Source organism: Alphaproteobacteria bacterium PA2 (assembly GCA_002256425.1).
Classification (GTDB): Bacteria; Pseudomonadota; Alphaproteobacteria; order Caulobacterales; family Caulobacteraceae; genus Phenylobacterium.
The window spans coordinates 1,609,479-1,625,511 of sequence record NKIZ01000001.1; the positions used below are offsets into that span (position 1 = coordinate 1,609,479).

The 16,033-nt window shown below is 63.4% G+C and carries 18 protein-coding genes; 9 read left to right on the top strand and 9 right to left on the bottom strand.

All coding sequences use genetic code 11. From position 1 onward, the window contains the following. Positions 1 to 34: 34 nt before the first annotated feature. Entirely contained in the window at positions 35 to 646 is a 612-nt protein-coding gene (locus CFE28_07720; GenBank protein OYU69894.1) for a hypothetical protein, read from the top strand. Positions 647 to 977: 331 nt separating this feature from the next. Then, positions 978 to 1,244, top strand: coding sequence for a hypothetical protein (locus CFE28_07725; GenBank protein OYU69895.1), 267 nt, complete (start codon positions 978 to 980; stop codon positions 1,242 to 1,244). 234 nt (positions 1,245 to 1,478) lie between these two features. Here CFE28_07725 and CFE28_07730 read toward each other — a convergent pair whose 3' ends face one another. The 3 genes from CFE28_07730 to CFE28_07740 are packed head-to-tail and all read right to left on the bottom strand — an operon-like array spanning position 1,479 to position 4,167. Next, complete coding sequence (locus CFE28_07730) at positions 1,479 to 2,039, bottom strand: transcriptional regulator (protein OYU69896.1); 561 nt, start codon at positions 2,037 to 2,039, stop codon at positions 1,479 to 1,481. Further along, the gene (locus CFE28_07735; protein ID OYU69897.1) at positions 2,039 to 3,064 is read right to left on the bottom strand and encodes a glutathione S-transferase; all 1,026 of its coding nucleotides are present in this window, start codon (positions 3,062 to 3,064) and stop codon (positions 2,039 to 2,041) included. Before CFE28_07735 ends, CFE28_07730 begins: the two co-directional genes overlap by 1 nt. Before the next feature lie 11 nt (positions 3,065 to 3,075). Further along, positions 3,076 to 4,167 (bottom strand): MBL fold metallo-hydrolase, encoded by a 1,092-nt coding sequence (locus tag CFE28_07740; protein ID OYU71611.1) that lies wholly within the window; start codon positions 4,165 to 4,167, stop codon positions 3,076 to 3,078. 116 nt (positions 4,168 to 4,283) lie between these two features. Between CFE28_07740 and CFE28_07745 the strand changes: the two genes are divergently transcribed. Then, entirely contained in the window at positions 4,284 to 5,186 is a 903-nt protein-coding gene (locus CFE28_07745) for a haloalkane dehalogenase (GenBank protein ID OYU69898.1), read from the top strand. A gap of 15 nt (positions 5,187 to 5,201) precedes the next feature. Further along, positions 5,202 to 5,618 carry a DUF1330 domain-containing protein gene (locus CFE28_07750; protein OYU69899.1) on the top strand — a complete coding sequence of 139 codons (417 nt, stop codon included), beginning with the start codon at positions 5,202 to 5,204 and terminating at the stop codon, positions 5,616 to 5,618. Here the strand turns inward: CFE28_07750 and CFE28_07755 are convergent. The 3 genes from CFE28_07755 to CFE28_07765 form a co-directional block, all read right to left on the bottom strand. Next, positions 5,615 to 6,502, bottom strand: coding sequence for a gliding motility-associated lipoprotein GldK (locus CFE28_07755; protein OYU71612.1), 888 nt, complete (start codon positions 6,500 to 6,502; stop codon positions 5,615 to 5,617). The genes CFE28_07750 and CFE28_07755 overlap by 4 nt on opposite strands. Positions 6,503 to 6,651: 149 nt before the next feature. After that, complete coding sequence (locus tag CFE28_07760) at positions 6,652 to 7,086, bottom strand: hypothetical protein (protein OYU69900.1); 435 nt, start codon at positions 7,084 to 7,086, stop codon at positions 6,652 to 6,654. Between the two features lies 1 nt (position 7,087). Next, the gene (locus tag CFE28_07765; GenBank protein ID OYU69901.1) at positions 7,088 to 8,767 is read right to left on the bottom strand and encodes a sulfatase; all 1,680 of its coding nucleotides are present in this window, start codon (positions 8,765 to 8,767) and stop codon (positions 7,088 to 7,090) included. A gap of 622 nt (positions 8,768 to 9,389) precedes the next feature. Between CFE28_07765 and CFE28_07770 the strand changes: the two genes are divergently transcribed. The 4 genes from CFE28_07770 to pseI all read left to right on the top strand — a co-directional run bounded on the left by CFE28_07770 (position 9,390) and on the right by pseI (position 12,874). Further along, on the top strand, positions 9,390 to 10,133 hold the full coding sequence (locus CFE28_07770; protein ID OYU71613.1) for a hypothetical protein: 744 nt from the start codon (positions 9,390 to 9,392) through the stop codon (positions 10,131 to 10,133). An 83-nt stretch (positions 10,134 to 10,216) separates the two neighbouring features. Then, positions 10,217 to 11,131 (top strand): methyltransferase, encoded by a 915-nt coding sequence (locus tag CFE28_07775; protein ID OYU69902.1) that lies wholly within the window; start codon positions 10,217 to 10,219, stop codon positions 11,129 to 11,131. Next, positions 11,115 to 11,825 (top strand): hypothetical protein, encoded by a 711-nt coding sequence (locus tag CFE28_07780; GenBank protein ID OYU69903.1) that lies wholly within the window; start codon positions 11,115 to 11,117, stop codon positions 11,823 to 11,825. Before CFE28_07775 ends, CFE28_07780 begins: the two co-directional genes overlap by 17 nt. Further along, on the top strand, positions 11,822 to 12,874 hold the full coding sequence (gene pseI, locus CFE28_07785; GenBank protein OYU69904.1) for a pseudaminic acid synthase: 1,053 nt from the start codon (positions 11,822 to 11,824) through the stop codon (positions 12,872 to 12,874). Before CFE28_07780 ends, pseI begins: the two co-directional genes overlap by 4 nt. 106 nt (positions 12,875 to 12,980) lie before the next feature. Here pseI and CFE28_07790 read toward each other — a convergent pair whose 3' ends face one another. Both CFE28_07790 and CFE28_07795 read right to left on the bottom strand, forming a co-directional pair. After that, positions 12,981 to 13,613 carry a methyltransferase type 11 gene (locus CFE28_07790; protein ID OYU69905.1) on the bottom strand — a complete coding sequence of 211 codons (633 nt, stop codon included), beginning with the start codon at positions 13,611 to 13,613 and terminating at the stop codon, positions 12,981 to 12,983. Beyond that, a complete protein-coding gene (locus CFE28_07795; GenBank protein ID OYU69906.1) occupies positions 13,610 to 14,320 on the bottom strand; it encodes a flagellin modification protein FlmC in 711 nt (236 codons plus the stop codon). The genes CFE28_07790 and CFE28_07795 overlap by 4 nt, the downstream gene beginning before the upstream one ends. Before the next feature lie 153 nt (positions 14,321 to 14,473). Here CFE28_07795 and CFE28_07800 point away from each other — a divergent pair, with 153 nt between their 5' ends. After that, the gene (locus tag CFE28_07800; GenBank protein OYU71614.1) at positions 14,474 to 15,241 is read left to right on the top strand and encodes a hypothetical protein; all 768 of its coding nucleotides are present in this window, start codon (positions 14,474 to 14,476) and stop codon (positions 15,239 to 15,241) included. Here the strand turns inward: CFE28_07800 and CFE28_07805 are convergent. Next, positions 15,238 to 16,032: a hypothetical protein gene (locus tag CFE28_07805; GenBank protein ID OYU69907.1), complete on the bottom strand. Its 795-nt coding sequence runs from the start codon at positions 16,030 to 16,032 to the stop codon at positions 15,238 to 15,240. The two genes, CFE28_07800 and CFE28_07805, sit on opposite strands and share 4 nt — an antisense overlap. Position 16,033: the final 1 nt, after the last annotated feature.

Genomic DNA, 16,033 nt, shown 5'->3' on the forward strand with positions numbered 1-16,033 from the left:
TCCTATAAAATAAGCAACCGCCTAGGCTTGCCCCATGGACGCCGAGGCTGACAATCCCCGCCGCAGACCCAAGGGCGACAAGCGCGACCGCACCCGAGCTGCTCTTCTGGCCGCCGCGCGGGAGGTGATCAGCGAGCGGGGCTATGAGCGCACCACCCTGCAGGCGGTGGCCGAGCGGGCGGGGATGTCCAGCGGCGCCATCTACGGAAACTTCCGGAACCGGGACGCCCTTCTGATCGCCCTGGCCGAGGCCTGGTGGGCGCCCATCAAGCCGCAGTTCGCGCCAGGCTCGAGCTTCGCCGACAAGATGCGCGCCATGGCCCAGGCCGTGATCGACATCGTGCCCGAAAGGCGCCCGGTGGCCGCCAGCCGTCTGGCCGGAATGGCCTACACCCTGGGCAGCCCGGAAAGCCTGAGGGAGGTCACCAAGGTCACGGCCCGGGACTATGCCGAGGGCGCCGCCTGGCTCGCGGCGGTTGCTTCACCGGAGGAACTGACCATGCCTCCGGAGCAGCTGGTGGTGGTGATCCACGCCCTGACCGAGGGCCTGGTCTTCCAGCGACTGATGACGCCGGAACTGGTCCCCGACGCCGTGATTTGCGCGGCATTTGGGGCGCTGGCGCGGCACGGTGGCGTTGGGCAATAGGGCCTTATCCGTTGAGGCGACATCGCCTGGAGCTACAGATGGGGCTCTGGATTTAAAACCGGGAGCATGTTTCGACCCGATTTCCTGCACCCACCCGTCAGAGATGGTGATGGTCTTTGAAATTCCGACTCTACGATCAGGTAAAAAGCTGTTGGCGAGTAACGGAGCTTCATACAGTGTCAATGTAACCCGGCTGGCTTAAGTTGGCGGATCGTATTATACTCCGAGGCCTAATTCCAATACGCAATAGAGGTGAAACTTGCAATCGCCACTTATATATCGTTCGAAAGTGCCTGGTGGATTAGCAGAAATTATAGACCACTTAGCGTATATGATGTTCAGTTCTCCCAACTTCGTGGATCCGGATTTTATTGGGCGCGACCGCGAGACTGCGTTTTCTGAGCTAAATGAAAGCTTGAGACGTATTCAAAAGAAGCTCGGCGATGAGAATTTCGCTAAACTCATGGAAATGTCGAATAGAATGCGCGTGCATTTTGAGGCTGATCCGAATAATGACAATGATGAGACGATCAAGGGGCGAAACATCATTCTGGATATGGAAGATATCCTGAAGTCATGCATGAAGAGGCGCAGTTGACCCTGTCAGCAGTTGCGTAACCGCCAGCCTCTATTGGCACAGCAAAGACCTGACGCCTTCCGCGATGGATCTAAGCAGTACGCCGCCGACTTCGGAGTTACGGTGACACTGTACGGGAGTTGCAGTGACACTGCACGAAACTCCCGTCCTCCGCTGCCGAGGTCCCTCATCGCATTGAACGGAGGCTCAGCCTAGGCGCGAACTGGCGGCTGGAAGGCGGTGGCCGAAGGCGGCCTAGCCGGTAATCCCCAAAATCACGCGACGGATGACCACCTTTGCATCGTCAACGCTCAGCTTCTGCTCCCGCCGCAGTCTGGCCCAGACCTCGTAGCTAAGGATCATGTCCAGAGCCTCGAAGTTTTCGGTTCCCATATCCATGGGAATGATCTGGCGCAGGATATCCCGCAGGATCATGGCCATGCGCACCTGTTCGCCCGCGATGAAGGCCGACCTGCCGCGCAGCCTCTCCGAAGCCTGACGGAAGGGGGCGATTTTTTCGAAGAGCACGGCGCGCCGGTCCACCAACTCTGAAAGCTGGTCTCGCCACTTGTCGGTGGTGTAGGGCCGCTCCACCAGGGCGCGGACCTCGGTGTCTACGGCCGCCGACATTTCGCCATAGAGGCTGTCCATGTCCTTGAAGTGCCGGAATACCGTCCGCAGGCCGACATCGGCCCGGGCGGCCACGACCTCGGCGACCGGCGCGACATCGCCGGCCTGAACAAGCTCGAGCATGGCCTTGACGATCCGGGCGCGATTGTCCTGTCCGCGCCGCCGTCGTCCGTCCGGTTCACCCACTAGAACATCGCCTCACAACCTGTCCCGGCAAGGATGACGTCCACCCTGGCCCTGTCAGTAGCCGACAGGGCGTTCCGAGAATCCCTTAGCCACCCTAAACACTTGGCCTGATAGGGGAAAGGCTGTTGGCGCCAGTCGCTGCCGTCGACCTCGGCAACCACTTCGGCGTCCTTGTTCATGACGGCCTTTGCATTGGCCAGCATGACCGGCGGATAGACCCGACCGATTTCGGCCAGAAGGGCGACCAGGGTCGGCGGGAGGTTTTCCGGGTCGAACCAGCCGTTGTCCTCCGGGTCCACCCCGGACTGGTCTTCCAGCATGCCGACCCAGGCGGTGACCCGTTGGGCGACCTTGAGTGTAAGCGCCATAGGGGTCGGGTCGAACTCCGCCAGCTGGGTCAGCTGACCATAGACCGCAAAGTCTGCGGCGCTGGGTCGGGTTCCCAGAAGGTAGGGATAGAGCCGCAGGTGATCCTCCATAGCCTGCAGGAACCGCACATAGCTGGCCTCGATGACCGGCGCTGTGGCGGGGCTTGACCCCACATACCGCAGGCGGCTGATCTGGCGCTCGGAGATCATCTTGCCCCGCTCGGCCAGGACCTCGTCAGGAATTGAGAAGCCGCGCCAGCAGGGCAGGATCTTGGCCCCCTTGGAAATGTCGTCGGCATAGTGCCAGCGGTAGTGGAACATGGCCTTGGTCAGCCACTCGTCGGCATAGTCTTCGATGAGGTCATTGATGAAGGCCAGGGCGGGATCGCCGGGCATGACGCTGCGCCCCTCGAACTCTTCCTCGAACCGCCGGATCAGGGGTGTGGAGTCTGTCGCGGCTGTGACCTCACCGTCCGGGCCCGGGAGGTAGAAGGTCGGCAGCAAGGGCACCTTGGCCTGGGGCAGGCTGGCCAGTTGCGGGCTGTTGGACAGCAACAGGCGATAGGGGATGTGCCGGTAGCGCAGGACCGCCACCATCTTGCGGGTATAGGGCGAGCCGGGCGCGCCCATCAGGGTCAGGGGTGTGGGAAGAGCCATGGTCGCCTCGATTATCTGAAGGTGTTCATTCGGTTGCTGTGGCGGATATCGCTAGAGCCGACGGGGAGGGAGATCGTGTCGCCATCCCGGCCGACCTGGATCGGGCCCGAGAAAATGCTGCGTGACTTGCCCAGGAAGGGCCCCTCCAGAGCCCGCAAGGGCAGGGGCGGGATCACGTGGGTGAAGAGCAGCTGTTTGACGCCCGCCCGTTGGGCGATGGCGGCGGCCTCCTCCGGGGCGGCGTGATAGCTGAGGATGTCGTGGGTGATGGCGGCGATGGTCTTGTTGCCGCCCTTGACCGCTGCGGCGTTCTGCATGGCCACAAGGTTAGGCGACAGCCCCTCATGCACCAGCAGGTCGACGCCCTTTGACGCGGCCTCCAGGCGCGGTGAGACGGCGGTGTCGCCGCTGATGACCAGGCTGCGCCCCTTGTAGTCAAAGCGGTATCCGACGGCGGGCTCGACAGGGGCGTGCTCTACCGGAAAGGCGGTGACCTTCAGATCCTTGTCCTGGAACACCACCAGGTCTGGCTGGCCTTTCCGGGCGTCAAAGGGCCGCGCCGCGCCGCCGAACCCGGCCGGGGGCACAATGGTTGGGCCATGGTGGGCTATGCGATAGCCGCGATCCTGGTCATAGGCAGCCATGAAGCCTGCGACCACCTTGTCGACACCAGGTCCGCCATAGACCGGCGCAGGCGCCTTGCTGGAGCCGCCCGCCCATCGCTGGAGCATGAGTTCGCCAAGCCCGCCGATATGATCTGAGTGGAAGTGGGTGAGGAAGATCGCCTCGACCTTGGCTGGCGGCAGGTTCATCAGCGACATGTTGCGGGTGGCGCCATCTCCGATATCGACCACGAACAGGCGATTGCCCGCCAGTACGGCGGTGCAGGGGCCGGCCCGGGTGGGATCAGGCATGGGCGAGCCCGAGCCGCACAGGGCGACGCTGAGACTGTCGGGCATGTCGGCGAAGGGCGCCTTTCCGAGGGCGCGTTCGTAGATGCGGCCCATGGCCCGGGTGGCGATCTCACCGCGATTGAGCCAGAGGCCCAGGCCGCCCGCCACGACGAGGGCAAGCACGATATTGCGGGGTCGAAAGAGGCGCATTCCCGGGGTCTCCCAAATCATCTGGTCGATCTTGACCTTGTGCGCATATAGTGACACGCATATTGCCAATATAATTCGCCGGTCGGTCGGCGAAGTCAACTGGATGAGGGATTTTGATGGACGTCCTGCGTACCCCTGACGCGCGGTTTGAAGGCCTGTTGGACTGGCCCTTCGCCCCGCACTATGCCGAGATCAAGGACGCCGACGGAACAAGCATGCGCCTCGCCTATGTGGACGAAGGACCGCGGGACGGCGTGCCTGTCCTGCTGATGCATGGCGAGCCTTCCTGGTCCTACCTCTACCGCAAGATCATTCCGGCCCTCGTCGCCAAGGGCCACCGGGCCATCGCTCCGGACCTGATCGGCTTCGGCCGCTCCGACAAGCCGGCCAGGCGCACGGACTATACCTATGAGCGCCACGTCGCCTGGATGAGCCAGTGGCTCGAAGGGATGAACCTCAGCCACGCGGTCATGTTCTGTCAGGACTGGGGTGGCCTCATCGGTCTGCGCCTGGTGGCGGCCTATCCGGACCTGTTTGACGGGGTCATCGCCGGCAATACCGGCCTGCCCGTGGGGACCGGCTCCAGCGAAGGCTTCGATGCCTGGCTGAACCTCAGCCAGACCATTCCCCAGATGCCGATTGGCGGACTGCTGAACATGGGCTCGACCCGCAATCTCAGCCCCGAGGAAGTGGCCGCCTATGACGCGCCATTCCCGGATGAAACCTTCAAGGAAGGCGCCCGTCAGTTCCCGACCCTGGTGCCGATCACCGCCCAGCACGGCTCGGTGGCGGAAAATCTGGCGGCGTGGAAGGTGTTTGAAGGCTGGACCAAGCCCTTCATCACCGCCTTCAGCGACAATGACCCGGTGAGCAAGGGCGGCGAGGCCGTCTTCAAGGCCCGCATTCCTGGCGCCGCCGGCCAGCCGCATGTGATCCTGTCGGGCGGTCACTTCCTGCAGGAAGACAGCCCCAATGAGATCGCGGACATGGTCGACGCTCTGATCATCAAGACCCGCTAGGAAAGGTTCGCAACAATGGAAGTTGTCAATCAGGTCGTCCCGACCATGGAACGCGCCATGGCCTTCTTCGGTAGCGCCGAGGACGGGCCCTTCGTCATGGTCAACCTGCTGAAGTTCAAGCCCGTGGCCGAGTACGAGGACGGGTCTGACGCCCACCTCACCGGCGCCGAAGCCTATGCCCGTTATGGCGAAGGCGTGGCGAAACTGGTCACCGCCCTGGGCGGAAAGATCCGCTACAGCAGCAAGGTCACCGACCTGATGATCGGCGATGTTGAAGAGCTGTGGGACGCCGTCGCCCTGGCGGAATATCCATCCCTGGCCGCCTTCCGCCAGATGGCCATGTCACCGGAAATGCACGCCATCGAGCACCACCGCAAGGCGGGCCTGGCGGGTCAGCTCAACATCAAGACCAAGCCTGCAGAAGGCTTCTAGCCCTTGATCCTCAGCACGGTGCGGAAGCCGATATGGCTTTCGCCCGTGTCCGTCGGCCCGGCCTCCCGGGCGGCAGGGCGGTAGCGGAAGCAGTAGTTCGGCGCGCAGAGATATGATCCGCCCTTGATCACGTGTTTGCGGACGCCCGGATCGCCAGGATCCATGGCCAGATCGCCCGTCGGGCCTCCATTGGGATCGTCGGGGTCGAGATTGGGGCGGTACCAGTCGCTGGTCCACTCCCAGACATTGCCGGCCATGTCATGCAGGCCGAACCCGTTCACCGGAAAGCAGCCCACAGGGGCGATCTGAGCCTTGTAGCCATCGCCGCCGGTGTCGAAGCCCGGGAAGGTCCCCTGCCAGACATTGGCCTGTGGCTTGGCGTCATTCAGCGGCTCATCGCCCCAGACAAACCGCGTCGAGGGCTTGCCGCCCTGGGCGGCGTATTCCCACTCGGCTTCGGTGGGAAGGTCCCGGCCCAGCCACTTGGCATAGGCCATGGCGTCCTCCCAGCCGATCTGCACCACGGGCAGGTGGTCCAGTCCCTTGATGGAGGTGTCAGGTCCCTGTGGGTGACGCCAGTCGGCTCCCCGCACCACCTGCCACCAGGCGCCCGGGCCTGCCTCGACATTCTCTTCAGAGCCGACAAAGACGATGGCTGACGGCTCGAGATCCTTGCCCGTGACCCCGGGATAGGCCTTGGGGTCCAGGGGGCGCTCTGCCTGGGTCACATAGCCTGTGGCCTTCACGAAGCGGGCAAAGTCGCCATTGGTGACTTCCGTAGCGTCCATCCAGAAGTCGCCGACCTTGATGGCGCGTGGCGGCCCTTCTTCGGCATGCATGGGTCGGGCGCCCATCTGGAATGCGCCGCCCTTGATCAGGACCATGCCGGCCTTGTCGGGAGCGACAGCGGGAACCGGCCTTTGCGTCAGGCAGGCTGCCCGGACCGGTGTCGTCGCCGCCGACCTTTGGGTCGACGGATGGCAGGCCGCAGCCGTCAGGGCGACGAGGCACGCCAGGAAGGTGCGCGCCGGGGTCAAGCCCTGGGCTTGCGCAGGGAAAGGGTCAGGAAGATCAGGCACAGGATAACCGAAACCGGGCTCGCGAAATGTTCAGGCGGGTGATGCCCGCCGGCCGGGCCCAGGACCCAGGCGTGGAGGGTCACGAGCCCACGCTCGACGATCACCAGAGCCAGACCAAGGGCTGTCAGGGTCTGGTAGCGCAGGGCAATGGCCAGCAGGCCAAGGCCCAGGGCCAGCTGAGTGGAGCCCTCCCAGCGGAAAACGGCGATCACCAGATCCCGCCTGTTTCCCATGTCCAGATGGGCGATCACCCCGGCGCCGCCGTCAGGCAGGAAGCTGTGGATCAGGCCCGGGACCAGGGTCATGATCGCGGTCAGGAGCAGGAAAAGGGGGCTGATGCTGGCGCCCTGATAGTCGGCATTGGTGGATGGCGGCAGAAGGCTCAACATCCTAGTTGTCCCACAGGATGTATTCGTCCTCGGGCTTCTGCGGGACGCCGCTGGGCTTGTCGATCAGGACAGGCCCCTGAAGCAGGGAAGGCCACATGGGTTTTGCAGTCTGGGCGTCCTGGGCTGCGAGCATGGCCAGCATGGCCTTGGTTCTGGCCGGCTCGGCGGCGGAAAGTTCGCGCCGCTCGGTGGGGTCTGTGGCCAGGTTGTAGAGCCAGACCTTCTTGCGGGCTTCGTTGCTCTGCAGCTTCCAGTCCCCATCGAGGACGACCTTGTACTGCCCGGACCGCCAGAACATGGTCTGGTGCGGACGGCCCTGCGCAGAGCCCTTGACGTAGGGCAGCAGGTTCACGCCATCAATGACCCGGTCCTTGGGAACCTCGGCGCCAGCAGCGCCGGCGGCGGTCGCAAAGATGTCGATGTGGCCGACCGGGTGGGAGAACTTGCTCTGGGCCTGAATGACGCCGGGCCAGCTCATGAAGAAGGGGGCGTGAATGCCGCCCTCAAAGAAGGTCGACTTCCAACCGCGATAGGGCTGGTTGACCTTCGGCAGGCCGATATAGCCGGCGCCGCCATTGTCGGTGGTGAAGATCACCAGGGTGTTCTTGTCGAGACCCTCGTCCTTCAGGGTCTGCAGGATCCGCCCGACATTGTGGTCAAGGTTCCGGGCCATGGCGCCATAGACCCTCAGGCGGTGGTCCTTGATCTGGGGCAGGGCGTCATAGTCTTCCTTCTTGGCCTGCAGCGGCGTGTGGATCGCATTGGGCGCGAAGTACATGAAGAAGGGGCGGTTGCGGTTGGCCTTGATCGACTTGACCGCCTCATCCGTCAGGTAGTCGGTCATATAGCCGCGGGGCTCAAACATGGGAGAGCCGTTGAACTGGACCGCCCAGGGCAGGTTCGGCCACAGGAAGCGGTCGATGGGATCCCACTCCTGCTTGGAATTTACGACGCCCTTGTCCTTCTCCGGCAGGAACATGGCGGCGCCGGCGATGAAGCCGAGGCTTTCGTCAAAGCCCTGTTGCTCGGGCCTTGAACCCTCCTTGCCGCCAAGGTGCCACTTGCCGAAGTGCAGGGTGTGATAGCCCTTGGCCTTCAGGACTTCAGCGATCGTCACTTCGGAACTTGGAACGCTGAGGGCGTTGACGGCGGAAGGTGTCGGCTTAACCGACTCCGGCGGCATGTCCTTGATTCGTTCCTGGAAGAAGCGGGGTGAATGGATCGAACCAGGCTCCTTGGCCGTGCCGACCACGCGCTCGAAGGCGACCGGGGCAGGGGTGAATTCAAAACCGAACCTGGTGGGGTAACGACCTGTCATGATGGCCGCTCTGGACGGCGCGCAGGTGGCGTTGCCGGTATAGCCGCTGGAAAAGCTGACACCGGTGCTACCGATGGAATCGATGTTGGGGGTAGGGACCTGTCCGTCGGCGATCCCGCCGCCGTTGAAGGTGATGTCGTTGAACCCCATGTCGTCCACCAGGATGAACACCACATTGGGCGGCCGCACGCCTTCAGGCGCCGCCTGGGGACCCTGGGCCCAGGTTACCTCTTGATTGGGCTCGACCTTGGGCAGTCGGGAATGGGCGATCATGGCGAAGATCGTCGCCTTGTTCATCGACGCGACGCCGAGCAGTGCAATCACGGCGACGCCGCCGCCAACAAGCCAAGTCCGGATCTTCATCGGGCGCTCCCTAGTTTATTGACATTGATAGTGCCACTATGTGTGATGAGGCGCAAGGGTTGAGGCGGGAGTTAGATCTGTGCGTGCAGCAATCAGTCGGGTTGTCACCGGCGTCATCACAAGTCCGGGTCTCAGGAGCCTGCTCCGCCTGCAGGCGGGCCTGTCCCGCTCCCTGCACGGCGGACGGCCAAGGGTGGAGTACTTCCACCAGGTCGATGACCCCTACAGCCACTTGCTCGTGCAGGTTCTTCCTCAACTGACAGAGCGCTATGGCCTGGACCTGCGTACCTGGATCGTCTCGCCGCCGGACGATGCGGCGGCGCCTGAGCGGGAGCGGCTTCGGACCTATGGGCTGCGTGATGCGCCCCGTCTGGCCAGCGCTTACGGACTGAAGTTCCCCACAAACTCACAACTGCCTGAACCTGAGGCGGCAAGGGAGGCCAATCGTCGCCTGGCGGCGGAGGTTGGCAAACCCGGTTTCATGGAGGCCGCCCTTGCCTGCGGTAACGCCCTCTGGCGTGGCGAGGCCATTGACGGCGAGAAGGCTCCGGACGCCACCGCCTTCATCCAGGTCAAGGCGGGCTCGGACTGGCGCCGACGCCTGGGGCACTATCTGGGCGGCATGCTGTTCTTTGAGGGAGAATGGTATTGGGGCGTCGATCGGGTTCACCACCTGGAGGCCCGCCTCACGGCTCTGGGTCTGGACTCAAGAAAGGGAGAGCCGCCTGTGGCGCCCTATCGGGACGTTGTGCTGGGTCCGCCGCCCAAGGCCAGACGACCGGTGGCGATTGATTTCTGGTTCTCCTTCCGCAGCCCCTACACCTGGATCGCATTCCCGCGGGTGCGTCACCTTGCGCAGCATTATGGTGTCGAGCTTCGGCTGAGATTCATCCTGCCCATGATCATGCGCGGCCTGCCTGTGCCCGGGATCAAGAGCCGCTACATCACCTTCGACACCAAGCGGGAGGCCGAGCAGGTCGGCCTGCCCTTCGGGGTCATTGTCGATCCGGTGGGGAAGGGGGTGGAGCGGGCCCTTGCTGTCCTCTATCGGGCGATCCCCCTGGGGCTGGGCGGCGTCTTTGCCGAAAACACGCTGAAAGGCTCCTGGGCCAATGGGGTGGACCTGACGACTGAGGCCGGACTGAAGGCAATCGCCCGGGACTCCGGTCTGCCGGATGGACTGGTCGATGAGGCGCTGGCGGACGAGTCCTGGAGGCAGCCGGCGGAGGTCAACCGACAGGCCCTGTTTGATGCAGGCCTCTGGGGCGCGCCCAGCTATTGCGTCAACGGGAGACCCGCCCACTGGGGTCAGGACCGGCTCTGGGCGCTCGAGGAAGACATACTGGATGAAATGACCCGCCCCTAGATTGCGAGATTGCCGCCTTAAATGGACCTTAACTCGCAGCAGTAGAAAATGAGCAGGTAGATTCAAGTGCTTAGGGTCAACCGATCAGGGTTGCCCTTGCTCATCGCCGTCTCGGGGTGCCGCCATTGAAACCGCGTCTGGTCGAAAAGTCGCAGGGCTATTTCGAGGTGGAGCCTCGGCCTTCATCTGAAGAGCTCGCCGCCTATTATCGGGACAAGTACTTCGGCGCGAACAATGGCAAGACGTCCTATGGTCATGGCTATACGGCCGAGGAACTCGAGCACAAGCTGTTGCAGCCCGCTGAAACCGCCCATGTCTGGGGCAAGGGCCGCGGGCGGTTGCTGGAAGTCGGGGTCGGGGAGGGTTTTACCCTCGACTACTTCCTGCAGAAGGGCTGGGAGACCACGGGCATAGATTTCACCGACGACGGCGTGCGGGAGTTCTTCCCCCATCTTTCGCAGCACCTCCAGGTAGGTGACGCCTTCGACCTGCTGGACGCCGCCATTGCCCGCAAGGACAGCTATGACCTGGTCATCTGCAACAATGTGCTGGAACACGTCATCGATCCCTTGGGCCTGTTGCGGCGTCTGCGCAGTCTGATCGCGCCTGGCGGCCTGTTGCGGATCTGCGTGCCGAATGACGGGTCCTGGCTGCAGAACCAGGTGGTGTCGCGCAGCATGGCGCCGCCGGAGTTCTGGGTCGCTGTCCCTGACCACCTGAATTATTTCAACACCGACAGCCTGCCCAGGGTGCTGGACGCCTGCGGCTGGTCGGTGGTGGACCATCTTGGCGAATTCCCGATCGACGCCTTCCTGCTCAATCCGGACACCAACTACCTTCAGGACCGTTCCCTCGGGCGGAACTGCCACTTTGCCCGGGTGGCCTTCGAGATGGGACTCTGGCGCGACAGGTCCATCGAGGCGGTGATCGAATATCGCAGGGGATGCGCAAAGGCGGGACTCGGTCGAAACCAGACCGCCTATGCCAGACCTTCCTGACCAGTTACCGGCCCGGGCGCTGCTGATCGACCTGGACGACACCCTCTATGACGAGGGCGACTATGTGCGATCAGGATTCCGGGTGGTGGCCGCCAGGCTGGCCCTCCTGTTTCCAGGGACGTCGGAGGCGAGGATTTATCAGTCCATGTTGACCGAGCTCAACGCCAACGGCCGGGGAAAGGTCTTTGATCGGGCCCTGGAACACATCGGCCAGAGGGCGGAGTCGGAACTGGTGGCCTCCCTTGTAGACGTCTATCGCGGACACCAGCCGAAGATCTCGCTCTGGCCGGGGGTGGCCGATACGCTCAAGATTCTGAGACGCAGATTTCGCCTGGCCGTGGTCACGGATGGAACCGAGTTGATGCAGCGTCGCAAGGTCCAGGCCTTGGGGATCGACGGCCTGGTGCATCAGGTAGCCTATTGCTGGGGCCTGGGGGCGCCCAAGCCCCGTCCCGATGCCTATCATGTGGCCCTCCGGAACCTCGGCGTCCGGCCAGATGAGGCGGTGGTGATCGGCGATAATCCGGCGCACGACATGGCTGCAGCCATGGCCATTCCCTGTGCGTCCATCCGCATCCGTACGGGCAAGTATGCCGACCAGGACAGCACCGACTATCCAGCCGACCTGGACCTGCCGACCTTTCCTGACGTTCCTGCCCACCTCATCTCCCTGCAAACCGGAGCGCGTCCATGACATCGCCCATCGTCACCATTTCGGGTCGCGCCATCGGGCCGGGCAATCCACCCTATGTGGTTGCAGAAATGTCCGGGAACCATAACGGCGACATCAACCGCGCCCTGGCCCTGATCGACGCTGCAAAGCTGGCGGGCGCTGACGCCGTCAAGCTGCAGACCTATACGGCAGACACCATCACCATCGATCATGACAGTGACGAGTTCCGAATTGAAGGCGGCCTCTGGGACGGCCGGCGGCTCTATGAGCTCTACCAGGAAGCCCACACGCCCTGGGACTGGCACGCCCAACTGTTCGCCCATGCAAGGGCGATCGGCATAGACATCTTTTCTTCGCCCTTTGACCCGACCGCGGTCACCTTCCTCCAGGGGCTGGACGCCCCCGCCTACAAGATCGCCTCTTTCGAGCTGGTGGACATTCCCCTGATCGAACTGTGCGCCCGTACGGGCCGTCCCCTGATCATGTCTACGGGCCTGGCCTCCAAGACCGAGATCACCGAAGCCGTCGCAGCGGCCAAGGCGGCAGGAAATGGCGGCGTCATCCTGCTCCACTGCACCAGCGCCTATCCAGCGCCCATGGAGGACATGAATCTTCGAACCCTCCAGCGGCTGGCGGCTGAAAATGACGTCGTAGTGGGTCTGTCAGACCACTCCTTGGGCGTCACCGCCTCGGTGGCAGCCGTCGCTCTGGGGGCGGGCTTCATCGAAAAGCACTTCACCCTCGACCGCGGCGAGGGCGGCGTGGATTCCGACTTCTCCCTGGAGCCGCACGAACTGGCGCGCCTGGTGACAGAGTGTCGGGATGCCTGGCTGGCCCTGGGTTCGGAGAATTTTGACGAGACACCGTCAGAGAGCGTCAGCCGGGATCACCGTCGCTCGCTCTATGTGGTGCATGACATCAAGGCCGGCGAGCCCCTGACTGAGGCCAATGTCCGCTCCATTCGCCCGGGCTATGGCCTGCCGCCAAAGTATCTGCCGGAAGTTCTTGGAAAGACAGCGAAAATGGACCTTGCCCGAGGGACCCCGCTGGACTGGGACCAGCTGAACTAGAGCCCTTTCCCGGCAGGTTGAATCGTCAGGGGGCACAACGGGCTCTAATTCAAAAAGTCAGAGCATGTTTGATCCGATAACCGGTTCCCACTTATCGGAACATGCTCTAGCCCTTCCGGAACAGCCACCAGGTCGCGTCATCAATGCCGCTGGCCCGCTTCCAGAAGAAGCCGTAGTCAACCAGCTGCAGGTCGGGAAAGCGGTCCATATAGAGGCCGCCAAAGTCGTTCTTGAACAGCAGGCCCTCATGCCCGCGATAGGGCAGGGTCTCGGCCCGCGGTGAGAAATACTCTGCCGCCATGATGTATTTTGACGAGACCCGATAGATCTCGTCGAGGGTGGCCGGAAGGCGGGCCGGCTCCACGTGGATCAGGACCCCAGATGTAAAGGCAAGCTCTACGGCCCCGTCTGGCAGGGGGATGGAGTCGCCAAATCCGGCATAGAGGCGGTCGGCCGGCAGAACGTTTTCGGCCACCAGCTTTTCCCGCGCGGCGGGGTTGGGTTCAATGGCGTGAAGGGTTGCATTGTAAAGTCCCGGCAGGACCCGAAGGTTTATCCCGAGGTTGGGGCCGACCTCGAGGATCGAGCGGGGCGGGTCCTGGTGGAAGCCCTGACCGATCCGCGCCCACATGAGTGCGCGATCCCGCAGGGCTTGGTCTGAGGCGAGATTGCGGGTGGTGTATTCCGCGCCAAAAGCGCCGGACCATGCGGACTTCGGATCGAGGGACTGATCGGTCATTTCGCTTCCAGGTATTCAGGTTCGTAGTGTGAGAAGGGCAGGGCGCGGATGTCTTCAGATGTGAAGTCCGGCTTCCCGGGATAGAGGGCGTCGTAAACCCTGGCCGCGAAGGCGTAGTCCTCGGCCGTATCCACCGTCCATCTCAGGTGGCTGTCATTGCGGGTGACGTGGACAAGGTCCCGCCGGGTGAAGGCTTCTGGATGATGATACAGGTAGGGCGTCACATGCTCGTGGTCATAGGCGTCGACGGCGTGACGACCAGCCTCTTCAAGCGCCTCGAGGGGGAAGACCTCGACATCCAGGCCGCGGGGATAGGTCCGGTTACGGCCATTGGCGACATAATCGACCCCGGAACTGGCCCGCAGCTCTATGGCCTCATCCACCACCCCGGGATCAATCAGGGGGCAATCAGCCGTCAGGCGCACGATGTCGCCCGTGACCCCGAACTGGTGCGCGCAGTCCAGATAACGGGCCAGGACGTCCTCAAGGGAGCCACGAAATACGTCCACGCCTTGGGAAGTCAGGTGGGATGCAAGGGGATCGTCGGACGGCAAGTCACTGGTCGCGACAATGAGGCGGGTAAGGCGTTTGCAACGGGCCAGCCGCTCGATCTGACGGGAGATCATCGGTCGTCCCGCCAGGGGCATGAGGACCTTGCCCGGCAGCCGGGAAGAGCTCATGCGCGCCTGAAGAATCGCCACAGCCATCAATCGGCCCCCTGAATTGCCTGAAGGTTAGGCTCAGAACCTTGCCCGCGGTTTAACCAGATTGGGGACCCACGACTTGATTTATGGGGCGTCCGGCCCTTGGCTGTGATCCCGACCCTGTGTGCGGGCAAGGACCAGAAGCCGGGAGGAACCATGTCGGATACGCCGAGCCGTCTGCCTGATGTCGCCATGATCGGGTTCGATGCGCCATTCAGGTGGCTGGGGCAGGGGTGGTCTGACCTGATGAAGTGCTTCTGGCAGAGCCTGGTCTATGGCGGCATCCTGACCGCCTTCAGTCTCTGGCTGGTCTATGCGCTGTACACCAGCCACGTGGCATTCTGGGTCTTCGCCCTGACCTGCGGCTTTGTCTTCGTGGCCCCCATGCTCGCCATGGGCCTCTACGCCGCAGGCCGGAAACTTGAGGCTGGTGAGCGTCCGACGCTGAGAAGCATGCTGTTCGTCCGCTCGGCCCTGCGACAGGATCTGGCCTATCTGGGCCTGGCCCTGCTGATCATCTTCCTGCTCTGGGGGCAGATCGCCCAGATCGTCTACGGACTGTCGACCTTCCAGACCCACAGCACCATCGCCTCCTTGCTGGAGTTCACCTTCAGGACCCCTTCGGGGCACACCATGCTGGCGACGGGAACCCTCATCGGCGGACTGATCGCCTTCTTCGCCTTTACCCTGGTGGTGGTCTCGGCCCCCATGTTGCTGGACCAGGACGCAGATGTCTTCATTGCCTGTGTGACCAGCTTCCGGGCGGTGTCGCGTAACCTGCCCGCCATGCTGCTCTGGGCCTTCCTGCTGGCCGCCCTCCTGCTCGCCACGGTGTTTACCGGCTTCCTTGGACTGGCGATCGTCTTCCCCTGGCTGGGCCTGGCCAGCTGGCGCGCCTACCGGACCCTTGTCCTGCCCCTCTAGGTCCGCTCAGGTCGCAGGCTGGCGTCGCGAATGTGGGCGGTGAAGGTCACGGCGCCGCCGACATCTATCTTGGTGATGGTGGCCTCTATGGGAAAAGCCTCGCCGCTCCTGCGCAGGCCCATGACGCGGCTGCGATCGCTCATCATCCGCGAGGCGTCCTTGGCGGCGCGGAAGTCGGCAATGTGTCGGTCGTGTCCCTCACGGACGTCAGGGGGCATGAGGATGTCCAGGGGCTGGCCGGTCACGCTCTCGGCGCTGTAGCCGAACATGCGCTCGGCGGCCGGATTGAAGAAGACGATCCTGTGGTCTGCGTCGATGGAGACGATGGCGTCTTCCGCCACCATCAGAATGCGGGCGGCGCGCAGGCTGGCCTCCCGGGCTGCCGCCTGGTCCCGCCTCAACTGGGTATTGTCCCGAACCGTGATGAAATAGCGGCTCTGGCCGGCGATCTCGCCATGTCGCACCCGCACGTCCACATACAGATCGCCCCCATCCTTGCGTCGCGCCGTCAGGTCAAGGAACCGCGACTGGGCAACGTCGGGTTCATCGGCCCACCGTGACAGCCACTTCACTGGATCGGCCCGCCGCGTCGGGTCGCGAGGCACAAGGAAGGTGATGGGCTGGCCGACGACCTCCGCCGAGCCATAGCCCAGCAGCGTCTCGGTGGCTGAGTTCACGAAGGTGATCTCGCCGGCCGGAGTCGAGACAATCACCGCCTCGGGCAGGCCATTGAGGACCGCAGCGTGGAAGCCGGCCAGACCTTCATCTGCAGGTGTCTTGGTGGTGCTCATG